Raw genomic sequence first — 18,527 nt, 5'->3', positions numbered from 1 at the left:
CGAGAGGCGAGACCATGAGCGCGGCCACGACGAACAAGACGACCGGGACCACGACTCCGAAGGGCAAGGACGTCGTGAAGAAGTCCCCCGTGCGGGGAGGCAGGTCGCGGCGATCCCACAACGAGTCGGTGGTGGACGAGGTCTCGTCCGACGCGACCACGGAGACCACCGAGATCGAGGTCGGGGACGCAGATGTGGTCGATTCACCCGCGGCCCCCGAGCAGGAGACTTCGGCGCGTCGTCGTCCCGTGATCCGGGCGGGACGGCTGGCCGGTCTCCTGCGGCCGCGCCGGGTCGTTGCGGTCCTCGCGATCCTCGCGCTGCTCGCCGGTGGGGGATATGCGGGTTGGAAGCTCTACGAGAACCATGCGGTCGACCAGGCCGAGCAGCAGGCGGTGGCCACCGCCAAGGACTACGCGGTCACGCTGACCAGTATCGACTCCGGCAGCATCGACCAGAACTTCACCGAGGTCCTCGGTGGCGCGACCGGCGAGTTCAAGGACATGTACTCGCGGTCGAGCAGTCAGCTCAAGCAGATGCTCGTCGACAACAAAGCCACCAGCAAGGGTGTCGTCATCGACGCGGGCGTGAAGTCGGCGACGACCGATCGCGTCGTGGTGATGCTGTTCGTCGACCAGTCGATCACCAACACCGCGAGCCCGGAACCGCGCGTCGACCGCAGCCGGGTGCTGATGACCATGGAGAAGGTCGACGGTCGCTGGCTGGCGAGCAAGGTGGATCTGCCATGATCCTCGGATGACTCAGCGCCGAGGATTCGGCGGGTCCCCGGCCGGGCGCAGCGCCCAGGACGGCACCCAGTGCGTCACCTTCTCCTGGCGGTCCTTGGCAGTGATCGTGTAGGTCACCTTGCCGTACCAGGCGCCCCACTCGTCGCGTCCCCACTCGGTGAGCACGCCCAGGTGGACCGACCGTATCTGCAGGCCTTCGGGGTTGTATTCGCCGGTGAAGTGGGGTGCGTTGGGGTAGAGGGCGCCCAGGTCGATGAGCACCGCCTTGTGGCCGACCCGCACGAACGCCGGCCGGTGTGGTTGGCCGTTGTCCCCGCCAATCCACTTCATGCTCACGTCAGAATTATCGCACGTATGTTCGAGTAGTGAACAGTGGTGGTGGCTGGTCATCTCGCCCGCCGCGATAGTGCACGTCGGCACGGCGGAGCGTGCCGCCTCTCGCCCCATCCGTTCCCGCCGACGAGGATGCGCGAGCGGGAACGGATGGGTGTGCGGACCCGGGTGAGCTTGGATTTCACACTGTGGAGTTGTCAAAGAACGAGTGCGGATCGACGGACCGAACCGCCCGCTGGTTGAGGGGGTGAGTGGCTTGCGACGGGGCTATCGAAACCGGGCTGTCTGTCAGGCGGCGTCGTCGAGTCGCATGGTGCGTCGGTTGTGGGCGGGTAGGGCGCGGCGTTGCGGGTCGATGTCGGCGGGTGGGATGAGCCAGGGGTGGCGGTCGTAGCCGAGGAGGATGTCCCAGCCGTGGTGGTGGACCTGGGTGTGGCAGCGTTGGCAGAGCAGGCAGCCGTTGTCGAGGTCGGTGTTGCCGTCGTCGGTCCAGTGTTGGATGTGGTGGACCTGGGTATGGGATGGCGGCGCACCGCATTTGATGCAGGTCTCGTCACGCAGGATGATCGCCTTGCGCAGGTGTGCCGGGAACAGTCGTCGTTCGCGGCCCATCTGCAAGGGCACGGTCTCGCCGTCGATGATGATCTCGGTCAAGGAACCGTCACACGACAGTTGTTTGGCGATGACGTGGGTGACCGGGCCCGTCCAAGGGAGTGTGGCGGGGTCGCCGGTGGCGGGAATGGTCAACGCCACTTGGGTTCTGGGGGTGCCAATGGTGTCCATGGCCGCTCCAACGGCAGCTTGATCCAACAGCACCTCCAGCGCGTCGGCTCGGATCTGGGCGGCTGAGCGTCGATCGGGGGGAGCCGTCGGGTTCGGGTCGGGGCACGCCGCGTTCGTCGATCATGGCGATGAATTTCTCGCCGACGACTTGGGTCACGTTGGCATGGATCTCGACGCGACTGTCTTCGGTCGTGTGGTGGGAGAGGGTGTCGAGGGTCCGGTCGTCGCTGGCGGGGATTCCGTTGTCGGAGGTGTCGGCGATGGTGTTGCCGATCATCTGGGCGTGCTTCTGTATCTCGGGGGGTGTGGCTCCCGACAGGGCTTGGGTGACGAGCTCGGTTTCGTAGATGGCGTGGTCTTCGTCGGAAAGCGCTGTGGGGGAACGTCTCTCGATGGTCGTGATTCCGCGCACGATGGCGTCGACGACCTCGGCGGAGAGGCGTCCGTCGGCCGCGTAGGCCTCGGCCTTGCTCAATGTGCCCATCGCGTCGGCGATGCGGGTGGCGCGTGTGGAGACCGCGGGTGCGAAGCCCATCTCGATCAGCAGCTTCTTGGTGGTGGACCCGGCCTTCTCGGCGACGCGTAGTTCATCGAGTTGTGCTGTGTGGGAGACGATCTGGTGATCGACGGTGTTGCGGATCAGGCGTAGGAGATTGAGCTGCTCGCACGTCGTGCGGCCAGTGGGGTCGTCGGTGGGTGGGGTGATCTCGATGAGGTGGTCGAGGATTGCGTCGATTGAAGTCGTGGCGGTGTCGATCATGACGGAGCCGTCTCTCTCGTGGAGGCCTACATGCGGTTGGGTGGGACCGTCGTTGACTACTGCTCCGTCGTCAATTCTCTGTGTCTTCAGTTCTACCTCGGGGGTCTGACAAGAACTGCGGACCGGCTGCCCCGACCGATGTGATCGACGAAGCGGTCCACTCACAGCACGACGAGGCGTAGGCCTCGTCGAACTGTCGTCGTGCGAATGTCGTCCCTGCATGTGAACATGGTTGGAACACCGTGGAAAGTGCAGGTGACACCGATGAAGGATCAGTTTGTTGGTTGCCTGATCGGGGGTGCGGTCGGGGACGCGCTCGGGGGATCGGTCGAGTTCATGTCACGAGCGGCGATCGTCGATCGATTCGGTCCGGCCGGGATCACCTCCTATGCTCCCGCGTACGGCGGGATCGGCACCATCACCGACGACACCCAGATGACGCTGTTCACTGCCGAGGGACTTCTGCGCGCGTGGGTGCGGGACTGCGACGGCGGCATCTCGTGCTTCGCCGCGACGACGGCCCGCGCCTACCTTCGCTGGTTCATCACGCAGGGTGAACACCCGCGTCACGGTGTGCTGCCGATGACCGAACGAGCCACCTGGCTGATGAGCCACCGGGAACTCCATGATCAGCGCGCACCCGGCACCACTTGCCTGAGTGCTCTGCGCGCGACGACACGACCGGGTGCGCCGGCATCCAACAACAGCAAGGGCTGCGGCGGCGTCATGCGAGTCGCCCCCGTCGGGTTGTTCGCATCGCGCGCCGAATGGTCGGCGGTCGGAACCTTCGACCTCGCAACCTCGCTCGCGGCACTGACGCACGGTCATCCGTCGGGAGCATTGAGCGGAGGCGTACTCGCGGTGATGATTCGCGACCTCGTCGAAGGTGCGACGCTCGACGAGTCGCTCGCCGGCGCGAAGGACATCCTGCGAACCAAACCGGAGCACGACGAGACCCTTGCTGCCGTCGAACTCGCCGAGCAGATCGCTGCCGAGAACGTCGCGCCGGAGGAAGCCATTGCCCGCCTCGGCGAGGGGTGGGTGGCCGAGGAGGCGCTCGCGATCTCGATCTACTGCGCGCTCGTCGCACGCGACTTCGAACACGGCGTGGTGATCGCGGTCAATCACGACGGCGACTCGGATTCGACCGGGGCGATCACCGGCAACCTGCTCGGGGCCCGTGACGGCATCGGGGCGATCGGTGAGCAGTGGCTCGGACCGCTCGAACTACGCGACGTCATCACCGAGGTGGCCGTCGACCTCTACGAGTTCATCGACTGGGAACTCGACGCCCCGGGCGTCGCGGAGAAGTACGTCGGACTTCAGCCGACGGGCTGACCGATCCCGGTGGAACTGCACGCCCAGATCTCCCAACCGGATCAGGGCATGGCGGCAATCGGCGTGGTTCGCACGACGTCCGCCATCCGGGCAGGTCAGCGCGTCGTGCTCACGTGTCCGAGGTGCGCAATACGGCCGCCACGATCAGGTTCCCGATCGGTTACAGCTGTCCTATTGAGTACTCCTGCACGGTGATTCCGGTGGTGCCGTCCGGCGCCTTCACGGCCACCGGTGGCATGAGGAGGCACGACATATGACAGTGAAGGTCGCGGCGGGCACAGGTGACGCCGGAACCCGTTTGCTCGCAGGAGCATCGGGTGTGGGTTTCATCCTCGCGATCTGCGGCTCGAATGCGATGACGCCGCTGCTGCCCGGCTACATGGATCGCCACGGTTTCGGTCCGGCCGCGGCCGCGGTGTTGTTCGCCACCTACTTCGTCGCGCTCATCGTCATCCTGCTGATCTCCGCACGCGGCCCGCTCATCCGGCACACGCGCAAGGTGCTGCCGATCGCGTTCCTCACGGCCATCGTCGGCGACCTGGTGGAGATCGTCGGCGCCTGGTATCCGCTGGTGCTGTTCCCCGGGCGGTTGATGACAGGCGCGTCGGTGGCGCTCAGCACCGGTGCGGCGGCGGCGATGATGGTGGCGGCCCGCGGCGAGAAGGGTCGTGCGTTCATGGCGACCGGTTCTCTCATCGGTGCCGGGTCCGGACTCATCGCCGCGATCCTGATCGCGGTGTACCTGCCCTGGCAGCTGGTGACGGTCTACGCCATCCACGCGGTCGCGATGACGATCTGTCTCGGCTTCCTGGTCGCGGGACTCCGGGCGGCCCCGGATCTGCTTGCGCCAGGACGTGATCCGGTGCCGGTCGGCGAGCAGGAGATCGCGGACGTACCCTCGGCGCACACCGGAGATCTCGACGTGGTGGTCGACTCGTCCCGGTCCCGCGACCCCGGTGCGTTCCTCGTCGGGGCGCTGGCATGGGCGATCGGCGCGCTCGCGGTGGGAGCCATGCCGAATGCGATTCTTGCGACAGGCATCAGCGAGTCGTTGCTCGTCGCGCAATGTGTCGGCGGCGCATGCCTGATCGTCTCGATGCTGGCGAACTTCGTCGGCGTGGGTCTCCGCGTCATCACCACGCTGCCGTCGGTGGGATTGCTCCTGGCGTTTGGCTGGTCGATCGCGATCGCAGGTCTCGCGGTGGGCCGGCTCGAGGTGATCCTGTTGGGTACCGTCATCGGCGGCATCGGCCAAGCCGGTGGCTACCGGGTCGCGCTGGCGTACATCACCGTCGGGCTCACGCCCATCCAGCAGGGCCGGGTGGCGGCCACGTTCTCCGCCTTCGCCTACAGCGGGGCCGGGGTGATGGTGGTACTCGACGGCATCGCCGGGCAGCTGGCCGGAACAATCGGCGGGGCCGTCGCGATCGGTGTGGTCTATGCGGTCATCTCGGCGATCGCGATCGCGCTGGTGCTCCGGCGTACACGGGTGGCGACGCCGACCGTGACCCGGGCGGCGGATCGCCAGACGGCGGACACGACTTCCTGACCGCTGCCGGCTGTCGGTGATGTTGCAGTTCAGCGGCTTCCACATGGTCGGAGTCGAACCTGTGCCTACGGTGGGAGCCATGGCATCTGTCGCACGCGTCTCCGGTCCGATCACCTGGCTCGCGGTGTTTCTCGCAGTGGCGCAGGTGGTGGCGCCCGTTGTGCCGTTCTCCGGGATCGGTGCCTCACCCGATGAGTCGACGACCGATCTGCTCATCACGCCGGCAGGCTGGACGTTCTCCATCTGGAGCCTGATCTACCTGCTGTCGCTCGTCGTCGCGCTCGCGGTGGTCTGGAAGGGATCGACAGGGACCGCCGATCCACGTCGCCTGCTCATCGACCTCGAGATCGCGTTCGCCGGTGCGGCCATCTGGATTCTGGTGTCCGCCGCGGAATGGACGTGGATCACCCCGATCGTGCTGACCGTCATGACGATGGTGCTGCTCGACGCAGCACGGATCGCGGCGCGCCCTGCCGACTACGCGGCACCCGGCTGGTTGCGAGTGCTCACCCGCGTCCTGGTCGGCGTCTACGCCGCATGGGCCACAGCCGCGGTCTTCCAGAACTGGGCGGCCGCCATCGGCGCCGAGCTCGCCGACCCGCAGTCCCTCGGCTGGCAGCTGACGGTCCTGATCCTGTGCGCCCTGTTCGGGCTCGCCGTGACCGCGGTGGTCGGCTCCGTGCTGGTCGCCTATCCGCTCACTCTGGTCTGGGCGTTCCTCGGAATCCTGGACACGGCGCAGGGCGAGACGACCGCCGTCGTCGGAGTCGCGATCGGCACGATCGTCGCACTGGTGATCACGACGGGCGTCGTGTTCGTGGTGCGGCGTCGTGGTGGTGCGGTTCTGGCGTCGGCGTGACGTCAGCCCGCGTGATCGGTATCCCCGTTGGGTGGTGCGGCCGCGACGGTGCCCGGATAGCATCCAGCACGGTTCATTCCGACCGAGAGGCACCGCCATGACCACCACCGTCGTCGCAGGCAATCCGAAACCCGGCTCGCGGACGCTCGACGCGGCCAACCGGCTCGCCGAAGCGCTGACCGGATCCGCACCCGACCATGTGGTCGACGTCATCGAACTCGGCCCTGGTCTCCTCGGCTGGGGCGACGAGAAGGTCAAGGCGGCCGTCGAGACCGTTGCGTCGTCGGATCTCGTCATCGTCGCGAGCCCGACGTTCAAGTCGACCTACACCGGTGTTCTGAAGCTCTTCCTCGACCAGTTCGCGACCGGCGACGGTCTGCGCGGAGTCACCGCGGTGCCGCTCATGCTGGGGGCGGGTCCGGCGCACGCCATGGCACCCGACCTGCTGCTCAAGCCGGTGCTCGTGGAACTCGGCGCCGTGTGCCCGTTGCCCGGTCTCTACCTGATCGACTCCACCTACACCACCGACACCCGCATCGCCGATTACACCGATCGGTGGGCATCGGCGTTGCAGCCCAAGGTTTCCGATGCCTGATCCGACGGCGCCCCTCGTTCAGCTCGTGGAACCGGACCCCGGCGCGGAGAGAACGCGATGGAGCGCGGCTTTCACCGCATCGGGGGTGATCATGCTCGCGCCGGCCATGATTCGCGTCTTTGTCGACGCCGCCACGGATCGGGCTTTGCCGCTCATCATCGCGTGGTAGCCCTGTCTGGCGACCTCGGCCGGATCGTCCTTGGACATTTGGCCGATGCGGGTGTCGTCCATCTCGGCGCGATGGAAGAAGTTGGTCTCGGTGGGACCGGGCATCAGTGAGGTGACGGTGACCGCCGAATCCTTCAGCTCGTTCTGCAGCGCCTCCGCGAAGGACTGCAGAAACGACTTCGACGCGTTGTAGGTGGCCTGGAAACTACCCGGCATCATCGACGCGATCGACGACGTGATCAGCAACTTTCCCGAATCACGCTCGACCATGTCGCGCAGTACGAGCTTGGCGAGGTGGACGGTGGACCGCACGTTGAGATCGATGATCGACAAGTCCTCGGCGAGGTCGGTGTCGACGAATGCGCCGCCGTGCCCGATGCCGGCATTGAGAGCCACCGAGTTGAGGGGCCGCCCGGTGTTCCGAACGGCGGTGTAGAGCGCTTCGACGCCGTCGGCGGTGCGAAGATCCGCGCGGACCGCCGTGACCTCACGGCCCCGCTTTCGCAGCCGAACGGCGACGTCTTCGATTCCGGCGTCCTCAGCGCAGATGATCAGGTCGAACGCGTCGTCGACGAACCGTTCGGCCAGTTCGCGTCCGATGCCGCTCGATGCGCCGGTGACCAGTCCCAGACGTGCTTGTGGGTGTGCCATTCACAGCGGGTACCCGCAAGCTCTCGAATCATGCGGGAAGCCGCCGGGAACTCTCAGCCCTTCTGGGTCCGGCGGCTGCCGCCGTGCCAGTCCTCCTGCTCACCCGCCTCCGCGTCGGTCACGCCGAAGGCGCGGAGCTGTGGCTTCTCGCGCAGGCTGCGCTTGAGTTCGGCGAAACCGGGGAAACTCGCCAGCCCGATCACGTGATCCCACAACGTGAGCGCGTCCTCGTCACTCGGCAGGCGACTGATGACGGGGCCGAAGAACGCCACGCACTCCGGCGGCCGGAAGTGGATGATCGGTGTCCCGACGTCGCGGCCGGTCAGCGCGAGCGCCTCGTCGGTCTCGGCCTGGATCTCCGCATCGAGGTCGGTGTTCTCCAGCGCGTCGACGTGGTGGGCGGGAAGTCCGAGTTCTTCCAGTACCGGATCGAGGAAGCCGACGGTACCTCGGTAGTCGGTGTTGTCGACCGTGTAGGTGCCGGTGTGTTCCTCGAAGATCCGTGTGCCGAGAGCGGTGTAGAGCGGAGCGATCGCGTCGCGACCGTGTTCCCGACGGACGCTCGCGGCCACGCGCAGCAACCGGAGTCCGGCGGTGTGTCCGGCCTCGTACTCGGGTGGGAAGTGCGCGGCGTAGTCGATGTGCGCGTTCAGCAGTCGCAGCGAGATGAACCGCCAGTCGACGCGGTAGTCGCGCTGCGCCTGGACCTTTCGCACCCATTTGCTCGTCATCCAGGCGAACGGACACACGGGATCGAAGTAGAAATGGATGTCGGCGTCGGCCATGACATCGACGGTAGTCGTCGAGCACGAAGAACGCCCCGGGTGATCAGATCACCCGGGGCGCCTCGATCCGTGACGCGTGGATCAGAACTCGACGGAAGCGAGAGCCTCGTTGAAGGTCTTGCTCGGACGCATCACCGCAGCGGTCCGGTCCCAGTCCGGGTAGTAGTAGCCGCCGAGGTCGACCTGCTGACCCTGAGCCGAGTTCAGCTCCTCGACGATCTTCTCCTCGTTCTCGGCGAGGGTCTCGGCCAGCGGCGCGAACTGCTTGGCCAGGTCGGTGTCCTCGGTCTGACCGGCCAGTTCCTGGGCCCAGTACAGGGCGAGGTAGAACTGGCTGCCGCGGTTGTCGAGCTCGCCGGTCTTGCGCGACGGACCCTTGTCGTTCTCGAGCAGCTTGCCGGTCGCCGCATCGAGTGCCTTGGCCAGGATCACCGCGCGCTGGTCGTCGAACTTCTTGCCCACGTCCTCGAGGCTGGCCCCGAGGGCCAGGAACTCACCCAGCGAATCCCAGCGGAGATGGTTCTCCTCGATGAGCTGCTTGACGTGCTTGGGCGCCGAACCGCCGGCACCCGTCTCGTACAGGCCGCCACCGGCCATCAGCGGCACGATCGACAGCATCTTCGCGCTGGTGCCGAGCTCCAGGATGGGGAAGAGATCGGTGAGGTAGTCGCGCAGGATGTTGCCGGTCGCCGAGATGGTGTCGAGGCCGCGGACCACGCGTTCGAGGGTGTACCGCATGGCACGGACCTGCGACATGATCTGGATGTCCAGACCCTCGGTGTCGTGCTCGGGAAGGTACTTGTGGACCTTCTTGATCAGCTCGTTCTCGTGCGGACGGTACGGGTCGAGCCAGAAGAGAACAGGCATGCCCGAGTCGCGGCAGCGGTTCACGGCCAGCTTGATCCAGTCCTGGATCGGGGCGTCCTTGACGACGCACAGACGCCAGATGTCGCCCTCTTCGACGGTCTGGGTCAGCAGGACCTCACCGGTCTCGATGTCGGTGATGTTGGCGGTGCCGCCGACCGGGACCTCGAAGGTCTTGTCGTGCGAGCCGTACTCCTCGGCCTTCTGCGCCATCAGGCCGACGTTGGGGACGGTGCCCATCGTGGTGGGGTCGAACTGCCCGTTGGTCTTACAGAAGTTGATCATCTCCTGGTAGATGCGGGAGAAGGTCGACTCCGGGTTGACCGCCTTGGTGTCCTTGAGGCGACCGTCGGCGCCGTACATCTTGCCGCCGGCACGGATCATCGCGGGCATCGAGGCGTCGACGATGACGTCGCTGGGGGAGTGGAAGTTGGTGATTCCGCGGGCCGAGTCGACCATCGCCAGCTCGGGACGGTGCTCGTGGCACTTGTGCAGGTCGTCGACGATCTCCTCACGCTGGGCGCTCGGCAGCGACTCGATCTTGCTGTAGAGATCCGACAGGCCGTTGTTCACGTTGACGCCGAGCTCGTCGAACAGGTCGCCGTGCTTCTCGAAGGCGTCGCGGTAGAAGACCTTCACGGCGTGGCCGAAGACGATCGGGTGCGAGACGCGCATCATCGTCGCCTTGACGTGGAGCGAGAACATGACGCCGGTCTTGTAGGCGTCCTCGATCTGCTCTTCGTAGAACTTGATGAGCGCCTTCTTGCTCATGAACATGCTGTCGATGACGTCGCCGTCGGTGAGCTCGATCTCGGGCTTGAGGACCAGGGTCTCGCTGCCGTCGTCGGGGATGAGTTCCATCTTGACCTTGCGGTCGCCGTCGACGGTCATCGACTTCTCGCCGTGGTAGAAGTCGCCTTCGCGCATGTGCGCGACGTGGGTGCGCGATGCCATCGACCACTCGCCCATGCTGTGCGGGTGCTTGCGCGCGTACTCCTTGACGGCCTTGGGGGCACGACGATCGGAGTTGCCCTCACGCAGGATCGGGTTGACCGCGCTGCCGAGGCACTTGGTGTACCGGTCGCGGATCGCCTGCTCTTCCTCGTTCTTCGGACTGCCCGGGAAATCGGGCAGGTCGTAGCCCTTCTCCTGGAGTTCCTTGATGGCGGCGTGGAGCTGCGGGACCGACGCGCTGATGTTGGGCAGCTTGATGATGTTGGTGTCGGGCTCCTGGGTGAGCTTGCCCAGTTCGCCGAGGTTGTCCGGAACCTTCTGGTCTTCGGGCAGGAGATCGGAGAACTCGGCGAGGATTCGCGCCGCGACCGAGATGTCGCTGGTTTCGACTTCGATGCCGGCCGCGCCGGCGAACGTACGCACCACCGGAAGAAACGCGTGGGTGGCGAGCATGGGAGCTTCGTCGGTCAACGTGTAGATTATGGTCGGCTTTTGGGTGCTCATGCCTGATGTTCTCGATTCTGTCTGTATTAACCGGTGTCGCCGGCGACCTTGTGAGTCAGGCTTCACCGATACCACGCTTGCGGTGTGCTCGTGTGACAACTACCCCCCGATTCTGCCCCCTGTGATCAGCCTCGCGTTCATGGGCCTCGGGTCTTGTGGTTCGATGCCGCCGGAGGCGGGGCGGCGCGATACCTCGGGGGGTCGGCGTCGATGCAGGTAGTTCATATTCTCTCGCGTTCGACGTGACTCCGCGCGTGGGCGATGGCCTCGTCGAGGGTGTCGACGAGGTGGTTGTCATGACGCAGGGAGTCGAAGACCCCGACGCCCTCGAGGAGTTCGAGGTGGTCGGGCTGCACGCCCTTGATGATGACGGTGATCCCGCGGTTCTCGAGTTCGGTGACGATCTCGGCCAGCGAGTGCGCGCCCGTCGCGTCGAGCATGCCGAGCCGCGACATCCGGATGATGACGACCGACACCGATTCGTCGGGGTGGTCGGCGATCGTGGTCGAGATCCGCTCGGCCGCGCCGAAGAACATCGCACCGTCGAGGCGGAGCAGCGCGATCCGCTCGTCGCCGGGTCGAGGGTCGCCGGGCAGCGGCTCGCGGGTCACGCTGGACCGTTGCGCCACCTGGCGCAGGGCGAAGAACGCGGCCACGACGATGCCGATCTGGACGGCCTCGATGAGGTCCAGCGTGACGGTGATGATCGCGGTGACGACGAAGATCAGCGCGTCCGACCGGGTGGATTTGAGGATCGCGCGGACGGTACCGACGGACACCATGCGGAACGAGGTCACCATCAGTACCCCGGCCAGCGCGGCAAGGGGGATCGCCGAGACCGGACCGGTCGCCAGGTAGACGACCCCGAGCAGCAGTAGTGAGTGCACTATCGCGGCGACGCGTGTACGTGCGCCGGAACGCACGTTGACCGCGGTACGGGCGATGGCCCCGGTCGCCGGCATACCGCCGAACATTCCCGACGCGACCGAGGCCAGACCCTGACCGGCGAGCTCGCGGTCGGGGTCATAGGGGCCCGTCGGCGACATGGTGGCCGCGACGCGCGCCGACAGCAGCGACTCGATCGCGGCGAGGGCCGCGATGGCGACCGCGGCGCCGAGAACCGACTTCACCATCGCCGGGTCTACGTGCGGGATCGACGGGGCGGGCAGCGAGGACGGCAGCTCACCGATGCTGGCGACGTCGAAGAGGCCGGTGAAGTGGACGATCAGGGTGACGACGATGACGGCGGTGAGTGACTCGGGAATGCTGCGGTGGATGCGCGGTAACACGAGCATGATCACGGCGACCATCGCGACGACGGCCAGCGCGGGCCAGGCGGTCGACCAGTCGGCGTTCACGACGACGTCGACGGCTGCGTTGAGGGTGCGTGCGCCGGACGGTGCGACGGTGCCGAACGCGGCCGGCACCTGCTGCAGGAAGATGATCGCCGCGATGCCGAGGGTGAAACCCTCGATGACCGGCCAGGGGATGAAGGTGACGGCGCGGCCGAGACCGAGGACACCGGCCACCAGCACCAGGACGCCGGCCAGGACGGTGACGACCGCGATGCTGCTCAGACCATGCTCGGCGACGATCGGCGCGAGGATGACGGCCATCGCGCCGGTGGGCCCGGACACCTGGACGTGTGAGCCACCGAAGATCGCGGCGACGAGCCCGGCGACGACGGCGGTGATCAGGCCGGCGGCGGCGCCGACACCCGAGCTGATGCCGAACGCCAGCGCCAACGGAAGCGCGACGACGCCGACGGTGATGCCTGCGACGACATCGGCGCGCCAGCTGCGTCGGAGCCCCGCGTAGTCGCTGCGGCGGGGGACGAATCTGGCCGTTCGAGAGAGGACACCGGTGAGGACGTTGGTGCTCATCGGGGTGTCACCGGTGGTAGCGACGAGATGGCATCGAACTGTTCGCGCTGTGCGCCGAGGGTGTCGATCAAGAAGGTCCGGGCGATGACCAAGAGGTCGGAGATCTTCGGGTGCGCGAGTTCGTAGAATACGGCGTTGCCGGTGCGGTTGCCGGTGACGACATGGTGACGCTTGAGTACGCCGAGATGCTGGGACAGCAGCGTCGGCTCGAGTTCGGTCGCCGTTAGCAGCTCGCTCACCGCAGTCGGTTCACCGTTGGCGCTCAGGATCTCGAGGACGCGGATGCGCGCCGGGTGGGCGAGCGCCTTGAACAGGTTGGCCTTGATCTCGTACAGCGGCTGCTCGGGGCTGGGATCGGGCACGGGTCACTCCAGGGGAAAGCACTAGTTGACGGATTGATGGATTGAAGGATTGCTCAATCCATACTATAGCGCGTGCCGACACGAAAGCACCCCGCGGCCCTGGTCCGCGGGGTGCCTCCCGATCGACGAGCCGAAATCAGCTCACATCGAAACGATCATTGTTCGACACCTTCACCCACGCCTTGACGAAGTCGTTGACGAATCGCTCGGCCGAATCATCCTGGGCATAGACCTCGGAGAGTGCGCGGAGCTGCGAGTGCGAGCCGAACACCAGGTCGGCCGTGGTCGCCGTCCACTTGGTCTCGCCGGACGCACGGTCGACGACCTCGTAGGCGTTCTCCTCCGAACCCGACTTCCACTCGAAGCCCATGTCGACCACGTTGCGGAAGAAGTCGGTCGACAGGACTCCCGGACGGTCGGTGAACACGCCGTGCTTCGAGCCGCCGTGGTTGACGTCGAGGACGCGGAGACCGCCGACCAGCACCGTCAACTCAGGAGCGGTGAGATCGAGCATGTAAGCGCGCTCGAGGAGCAGCTCCTCCAGTGGCGCCTTCTCTCCGCCGCGGCTGTAGTTGCGGAAACCGTCCGCGCGGGGTTCGAGCACCTCGAACGAGTCGACGTCGGTGCTCTCCTGCGAGGCATCGGTGCGTCCCGGTGTGAACGGCACGGTGACCGGGAATCCCGCTGCCTCCGCGGCCTTTTCCACCGCGGCGGCACCGCCGAGGATGATGAGGTCCGCCAAGGACACCTTCTTGCCGCCGGACGCCGAGTCGTTGAAGTCCTTCTGGACCTGCTCGTACACCGGCAGCACCTTGGCGAGCTCACCGGGCTCGTTGATCTCCCAGTTCTTCTGGGGCTCGAGACGGATGCGTGCGCCGTTGGCACCACCGCGCTTGTCGGTGCTGCGGAAGCTGGCCGCCGACGCCCACGAGGTCTTGATCAGCTGCGTCGGCGAAAGTGCTTCGAGCAGTTTGCCCTTCAGAGACGCGATGTCGGCGTCGTCGATCAGCTCGTGGTCAACGGCGGGCACCGGGTCCTGCCAGATCTGCGGCTCGGGAACCCACGGGCCGAGGTAGCGGCTGACCGGACCGAGGTCGCGGTGGAGCAGCTTGTACCAGGCCTTGGCGAAGGCCTCCTCGAGCTCCTCGGGATGGTCGAGCCAGCGGCGGGTGATGTCGGCATAGATCGGCGACTCCCGCATCGAGACGTCGGTGACCAGCATGGTGGGCGCGCGTCCCGGGCCGCCGAAGGGATCGGGAATGGTGCCTGCGCCCGCACCGTCCTTGGCGACGTACTGCCACGCACCGGCGGGGCTCTTCTGCAGCTCCCACTCGTAGCCGTAGAGGATCTCGAGGAAGCTGTTGTCCCACTGCGTCGGCGTGTTGGTCCAGACCACCTCGAGGCCGGAGGTGATGGCGTCCTCTGCCTTGCCGCTGCCGTAGCTGGACTTCCAGCCCAGGCCCTGCTGCTCGATCGGTGCAGCCTCGGGCTCGGGACCGACGAGGCCCGCGTCCCCGGCGCCGTGGGTCTTGCCGAAGGTGTGGCCACCGATGATGAGGGCCGCGGTCTCCTCGTCGTTCATGGCCATCCGGGCGAAGGTCTCTTGGATGTCGTAGGCCGCGGCGACCGGATCCGGCTTGCCCTCGGGGCCTTCCGGATTGACGTAGATGAGACCCATCGTGGTGGCGCCCAGCGGCTTGGCGAGGTCACGCTCACCGGAGTACCGCTTGTCGGTGCCGCCCCACGTGTCCTCGGGACCCCAGTACACCTCTTCGGGCTCCCAGATGTCCTCGCGACCGAAACCGAAGCCAAACGTCTTGAATCCCATGGACTCCAGGGCGACGTTGCCGGCGAAGACCAGCAGGTCGGCCCAGGACAGCTTGGTGCCGTACTTCTGCTTCACCGGCCACAGCAGACGACGTGCCTTGTCCAGGTTTGCGTTGTCGGGCCAGCTGTTCAGCGGGGCGAAGCGCTGTGCGCCCTGCCCGCCGCCGCCGCGGCCGTCGTAGATGCGGTAGGTGCCGGCCGCGTGCCAGCTCATGCGGATGAACAGGCCTCCGTAGTGGCCGTAGTCGGCGGGCCACCAGTCCTGTGACTGGGTCATGATCGAGACGAGGTCGGCCTTGAGTGCCTCGACGTCGAGTTTCGCGAATTCCTTCTTGTAGTCGAAGTCCTCGCCGAGCGGGTTGGACAGCGAAGAATGCGCGTGCAGCCTGGACAGGTCGATCTGCTCGGGCCACCAGTCCTTGTTGGTCAGCGGCGCATGCGCTTTCGGCTCCGGCGAGGGGATGGCCGGATTCTCGCTCTCGCTGGTGCTGCGAGTCTCTTCGGCGGGATTGGGTGGGCGGCTGTCGGAGGTCACGACATTCCTTTCGATGGTGGAACCGGTTGGGCTGCGATCACGGATGTGATCAGGTCGGGGTTGGGCTGACGCAGTCCGGGCAGAGTCCCCAGTAGATGACCTCGGCCTCGTCGAGAACGAAACCGTGGTCGTGGGATGCGGTGAGGCACGGTGCCTCGCCGATTGCGCAATCGACGTCCGCCACGGTTCCGCACGCGCGGCAGACGACGTGGTGATGGTTGTCGCCGGTGCGGAATTCGTAGAGCGACACCGAACCCGACGGCTGGAACCGCCGGATGAGACCGGTTTCGGTCAGTGCCCGGAGGACGTCGTAGACGGCTTGACGGGACACATTCGGCAGCATCTGTCGGACGATGCCGTAGATGGTGTCGGTGTCGGTGTGGGGGTGTTCGTCGACGGCACGCATGACCGCCACCCGTGGTTGGGTGACTCTGAGGTCTGCGGCCCGGAGTTGCTGGGCATAGTCAGATGTCGATGCCACGTGACCCACCATAGGCACGTTCCCTACGGTTGCACGGCGTTTTTCTGGATCTGATCAAAACTCCGCGAGAACACCGGGTTGGGCGTATCAGCGCAGCTCGAGCGTCACGCGGTCGGGGCGCAGGTAGTCCTGCGGGTCGCGGAGATAGCGCACCTCGGGCCGGGCGTCGATGGTTGCCAGCGCGTCGAAGAACGCTCGTTCGCGGTTGACGGCGGGGGTTGCGATCACCGGGAACCAGTCGTCGTGATGGTTGGGCACAAAGACTTTCGGACGGAGTGCGTCGATGTAGCGCAGCGGATCGCCCAGGCCGTTGGTGATCTCGTTGAAGCCCTGGATGGACCCGACGTGGAGGTCGACCGGGCCGAGGTCGCGAAGCGTCGCGAGGATGGCCCGCCCGCCGGGTACCTGGCTCACCGGGCCGACCGAGTCGTTCCACACGATTCGCCGTCCACCGACCTCGAACGCATAGAGGACGGCGCCGCCCTCCGGATCGTCGAGGTGCCCGGCGAGCCGGCCGAGTTCGTCCGCGTGCGGCGGGTTGGTGACCAGGCGGTCGCTCGGCGGAATGGGCAGCAGCGGAGGATGTTCGCCCTCAGGTGCTTTCAGCGTCGAATGGATGTTGCTCATCGCGGTGACCGCGATCCCGGGAATGCCCCGGTAGGGCCGGGTGCTACCCGGACGGGCACCGGCGGCAGCCACCACGTCGCAGGCGACGCGCGGCGCGGACCGGTGGAAGAACGCGCAGTGGCTCGCCGAGCCGACGAGGCGCGCACCGGAGGCGCGGGCGATGTCGACGGCGTCGGCCGCGTGGTCGAAATGCCCGTGCCCGATCAGGATGTGCGAGGGTTTGATCGCGGCGATCTGAGCCCGGGTCGTCGGGACGTGGCCGCGGTAGGCGTTGGGCACCCAGGCGTCGGTGAGAAAGACCTTGCCCGCCATGGCGACCGCGAAGCTCGAGACGCCGAACCAGGAGAAGAGAACGCGGTCGTCGCGCACCGCGCCCGTGGTCTGGTCGACGTTGTCGGCGCCGAACACCGCGGAACGGGCCGCGACGAGCGCGGAATCCGCTCGAGCAGTACTGGCTTGGGGCACGGCGAGACCCGCGACCACAAGCAGCACGGACAGGGTCAGCACGACGCGGCGGCACATGAACCGGCAGTCTACGACCGAACGCGTCAGGGATGGTCGAGGTGTACCGACCGCGGAACGTCCGGGCGTCGTGCCGGGGTGCTCCACACGGGAGACGCAGGATCGTGTCCAAATGGGGACAGGGGCTGTCCTAGAGGCCTGACAGCATCGAGACGTGACGACGAACGCGAACAACTCACCCATCATCCTGATCGCCGGGCATTGGCTGGGGGCGTGGGCATGGGACGAGGTGTGCGAACACCTGACCGCCGACGGCCGGCGGGCCATTCCGATGACGCTTCCCGGCCTCGATGAACGGGACTCCGGGCGTGCCTCCAGGACGCTCGACGACCAGGCGACGGCGATCAGACAGACCATCATCGGAGCTGGGGCTTCCGAGGCCGAGCCGGTGGTCATCGTGGCGCACAGCGGGGCCAACGCGCCGGTGAGTCTGGTGCTCGACCAGCGACCCGAACTCGTTCGCCACGTGGTGTGGGTCGACAGCGGGCCCGTCGCGTCCGGGAGTGTCTTCGCCCCGGATGCACCCGAGGATCTGGACGAGCTCCCTCTGCCGCCCTTCGACGTACTCGGGGAGCAGGCCAGTCTCGAGAGCCTGAACACCGAGACGCTCCAGCGTTTTCGGGCCAGGGCCGTTCCGGAACCCGGTCCCGTGCTCCGGCAGCGGGTGGAGCTCACGAACGATGCGCGACGTGCCGTCCCGACCACTCTGGTGTGCTGCTCGATTCCGAGTGCGCAGATAACCGAGCTGGCCGACGCGGGTCACCCCATGTTCGCCGAGGTGTCACGCCTCGACCATGTCGACCTCGTCGACCTCCCGACCGGGCATTGGCCGATGTGGAGCCGCCCCGGCGACCTAGCGCACATCATCGACGAAGCGGCCACGACGCCGGTCGGCTGAAAGCCGGAGCGCCGGTACATCTACGACTGCGCACAGGCTGGTGCGACGGCATCCTCCGACAACGGCTTGCCGGGCGGCATCAGGTAGAGGACGTCGAGGATCACCGGGACGGTGCCGAGATTGGTGCCCTCGTGGGTGTTGACCTTCCCGGCGGGTTCCTCGATGACCTCGCCGGCCCGGTAGACGACCGGTTTGCAGTCCGCGCCCGGGTGGGTGAGCGTGCCCTGCCGGACGAAGGCGTAGATCTGGGCGTCGTGGAAGTGCCAGCCGGTGGTGCCGCCGGGTGCGATGGTGATCTCGCGGACCTCCACGTGCACGCCCTGCGGAACGAACGGCAGCAGTCCGGCGGGGATGTCGGTCTCGGCGAGGGTCACTGCCGAGACCCCTGAGGAGGGAGTCGCATTCGCGGTGACCGGGCCCAGGAGAGCGGGCGTGAGGAGTGCGGCTGCGGCGATGGCGGTGATGGCCGTGGTGCGGAAGGTCATCGGGCGACATTACGT

The 18,527-nt window shown here is 66.6% G+C and carries 16 protein-coding genes and 1 pseudogene; 6 read left to right on the top strand and 11 right to left on the bottom strand.

What is annotated here, in order from left to right:
• Window positions 1-14: 14 nt before the first annotated feature.
• Window positions 15-749: a hypothetical protein gene (locus GAA2_RS20000; protein ID WP_006438007.1), complete on the top strand. Its 735-nt coding sequence runs from the start codon at window positions 15-17 to the stop codon at window positions 747-749.
• A gap of 12 nt (window positions 750-761) precedes the next feature.
• Here the strand turns inward: GAA2_RS20000 and GAA2_RS19995 are convergent, their stop codons facing one another.
• Window positions 762-1,079 (bottom strand): hypothetical protein, encoded by a 318-nt coding sequence (locus GAA2_RS19995; protein ID WP_159405830.1) that lies wholly within the window; start codon window positions 1,077-1,079, stop codon window positions 762-764.
• Between the two features lie 291 nt (window positions 1,080-1,370).
• Window positions 1,371-2,625: pseudogene (locus GAA2_RS19990) on the bottom strand (DUF222 domain-containing protein).
• Between the two features lie 264 nt (window positions 2,626-2,889).
• Here GAA2_RS19990 and GAA2_RS19985 point away from each other — a divergent pair.
• The 4 genes from GAA2_RS19985 to GAA2_RS19970 all read left to right on the top strand — a co-directional run bounded on the left by GAA2_RS19985 (window position 2,890) and on the right by GAA2_RS19970 (window position 6,966).
• Window positions 2,890-3,963 carry an ADP-ribosylglycohydrolase family protein gene (locus tag GAA2_RS19985; protein WP_159405814.1) on the top strand — a complete coding sequence of 358 codons (1,074 nt, stop codon included), beginning with the start codon at window positions 2,890-2,892 and terminating at the stop codon, window positions 3,961-3,963.
• A gap of 253 nt (window positions 3,964-4,216) precedes the next feature.
• On the top strand, window positions 4,217-5,512 hold the full coding sequence (locus tag GAA2_RS19980) for an MFS transporter (protein ID WP_159405815.1): 1,296 nt from the start codon (window positions 4,217-4,219) through the stop codon (window positions 5,510-5,512).
• A gap of 79 nt (window positions 5,513-5,591) precedes the next feature.
• Window positions 5,592-6,371: an MFS transporter gene (locus GAA2_RS19975; RefSeq protein WP_159405816.1), complete on the top strand. Its 780-nt coding sequence runs from the start codon at window positions 5,592-5,594 to the stop codon at window positions 6,369-6,371.
• A 97-nt stretch (window positions 6,372-6,468) separates the two neighbouring features.
• A complete protein-coding gene (locus tag GAA2_RS19970; RefSeq protein ID WP_024499740.1) occupies window positions 6,469-6,966 on the top strand; it encodes an NADPH-dependent FMN reductase in 498 nt (165 codons plus the stop codon).
• A gap of 18 nt (window positions 6,967-6,984) precedes the next feature.
• Here the strand turns inward: GAA2_RS19970 and GAA2_RS19965 are convergent, their stop codons facing one another.
• The 8 genes from GAA2_RS19965 to GAA2_RS19930 form a co-directional block, all read right to left on the bottom strand.
• On the bottom strand, window positions 6,985-7,785 hold the full coding sequence (locus tag GAA2_RS19965; protein WP_159405817.1) for an SDR family NAD(P)-dependent oxidoreductase: 801 nt from the start codon (window positions 7,783-7,785) through the stop codon (window positions 6,985-6,987).
• Between the two features lie 53 nt (window positions 7,786-7,838).
• A complete protein-coding gene (locus tag GAA2_RS19960; protein ID WP_159405818.1) occupies window positions 7,839-8,570 on the bottom strand; it encodes a DsbA family protein in 732 nt (243 codons plus the stop codon).
• A gap of 81 nt (window positions 8,571-8,651) precedes the next feature.
• A complete protein-coding gene (locus GAA2_RS19955; protein WP_159405819.1) occupies window positions 8,652-10,892 on the bottom strand; it encodes an NADP-dependent isocitrate dehydrogenase in 2,241 nt (746 codons plus the stop codon).
• 221 nt (window positions 10,893-11,113) lie between these two features.
• Window positions 11,114-12,775 (bottom strand): SulP family inorganic anion transporter, encoded by a 1,662-nt coding sequence (locus tag GAA2_RS19950; protein ID WP_024499744.1) that lies wholly within the window; start codon window positions 12,773-12,775, stop codon window positions 11,114-11,116.
• Complete coding sequence (locus tag GAA2_RS19945; protein WP_024499745.1) at window positions 12,772-13,137, bottom strand: ArsR/SmtB family transcription factor; 366 nt, start codon at window positions 13,135-13,137, stop codon at window positions 12,772-12,774. Before GAA2_RS19945 ends, GAA2_RS19950 begins: the two co-directional genes overlap by 4 nt.
• Before the next feature lie 136 nt (window positions 13,138-13,273).
• Complete coding sequence (gene katG, locus GAA2_RS19940; protein WP_024499746.1) at window positions 13,274-15,499, bottom strand: catalase/peroxidase HPI; 2,226 nt, start codon at window positions 15,497-15,499, stop codon at window positions 13,274-13,276.
• Between the two features lie 49 nt (window positions 15,500-15,548).
• On the bottom strand, window positions 15,549-15,980 hold the full coding sequence (locus tag GAA2_RS19935) for a Fur family transcriptional regulator (protein ID WP_191834533.1): 432 nt from the start codon (window positions 15,978-15,980) through the stop codon (window positions 15,549-15,551).
• An 87-nt stretch (window positions 15,981-16,067) separates the two neighbouring features.
• Window positions 16,068-17,129: an MBL fold metallo-hydrolase gene (locus GAA2_RS19930; protein WP_024499748.1), complete on the bottom strand. Its 1,062-nt coding sequence runs from the start codon at window positions 17,127-17,129 to the stop codon at window positions 16,068-16,070.
• 154 nt (window positions 17,130-17,283) lie between these two features.
• On the opposite strand from GAA2_RS19930, the gene GAA2_RS19925 reads away from it, so the two are divergent.
• Window positions 17,284-18,027 (top strand): alpha/beta fold hydrolase, encoded by a 744-nt coding sequence (locus GAA2_RS19925; RefSeq protein ID WP_024499749.1) that lies wholly within the window; start codon window positions 17,284-17,286, stop codon window positions 18,025-18,027.
• Window positions 18,028-18,047: 20 nt separating this feature from the next.
• Here the strand turns inward: GAA2_RS19925 and GAA2_RS19920 are convergent, their stop codons facing one another.
• A complete protein-coding gene (locus GAA2_RS19920; RefSeq protein ID WP_024499750.1) occupies window positions 18,048-18,512 on the bottom strand; it encodes a cupin domain-containing protein in 465 nt (154 codons plus the stop codon).
• Between the last annotated feature and the right edge of the window lie 15 nt (window positions 18,513-18,527).

This window comes from Gordonia ajococcus (genome assembly GCF_012974285.1).
GTDB lineage: Bacteria > Actinomycetota > Actinomycetes > Mycobacteriales > Mycobacteriaceae > Gordonia > Gordonia amicalis.
The sequence above is the reverse complement of the archived record's forward strand: the minus strand, read 5'-3'. Positions and strand labels throughout refer to the sequence as shown.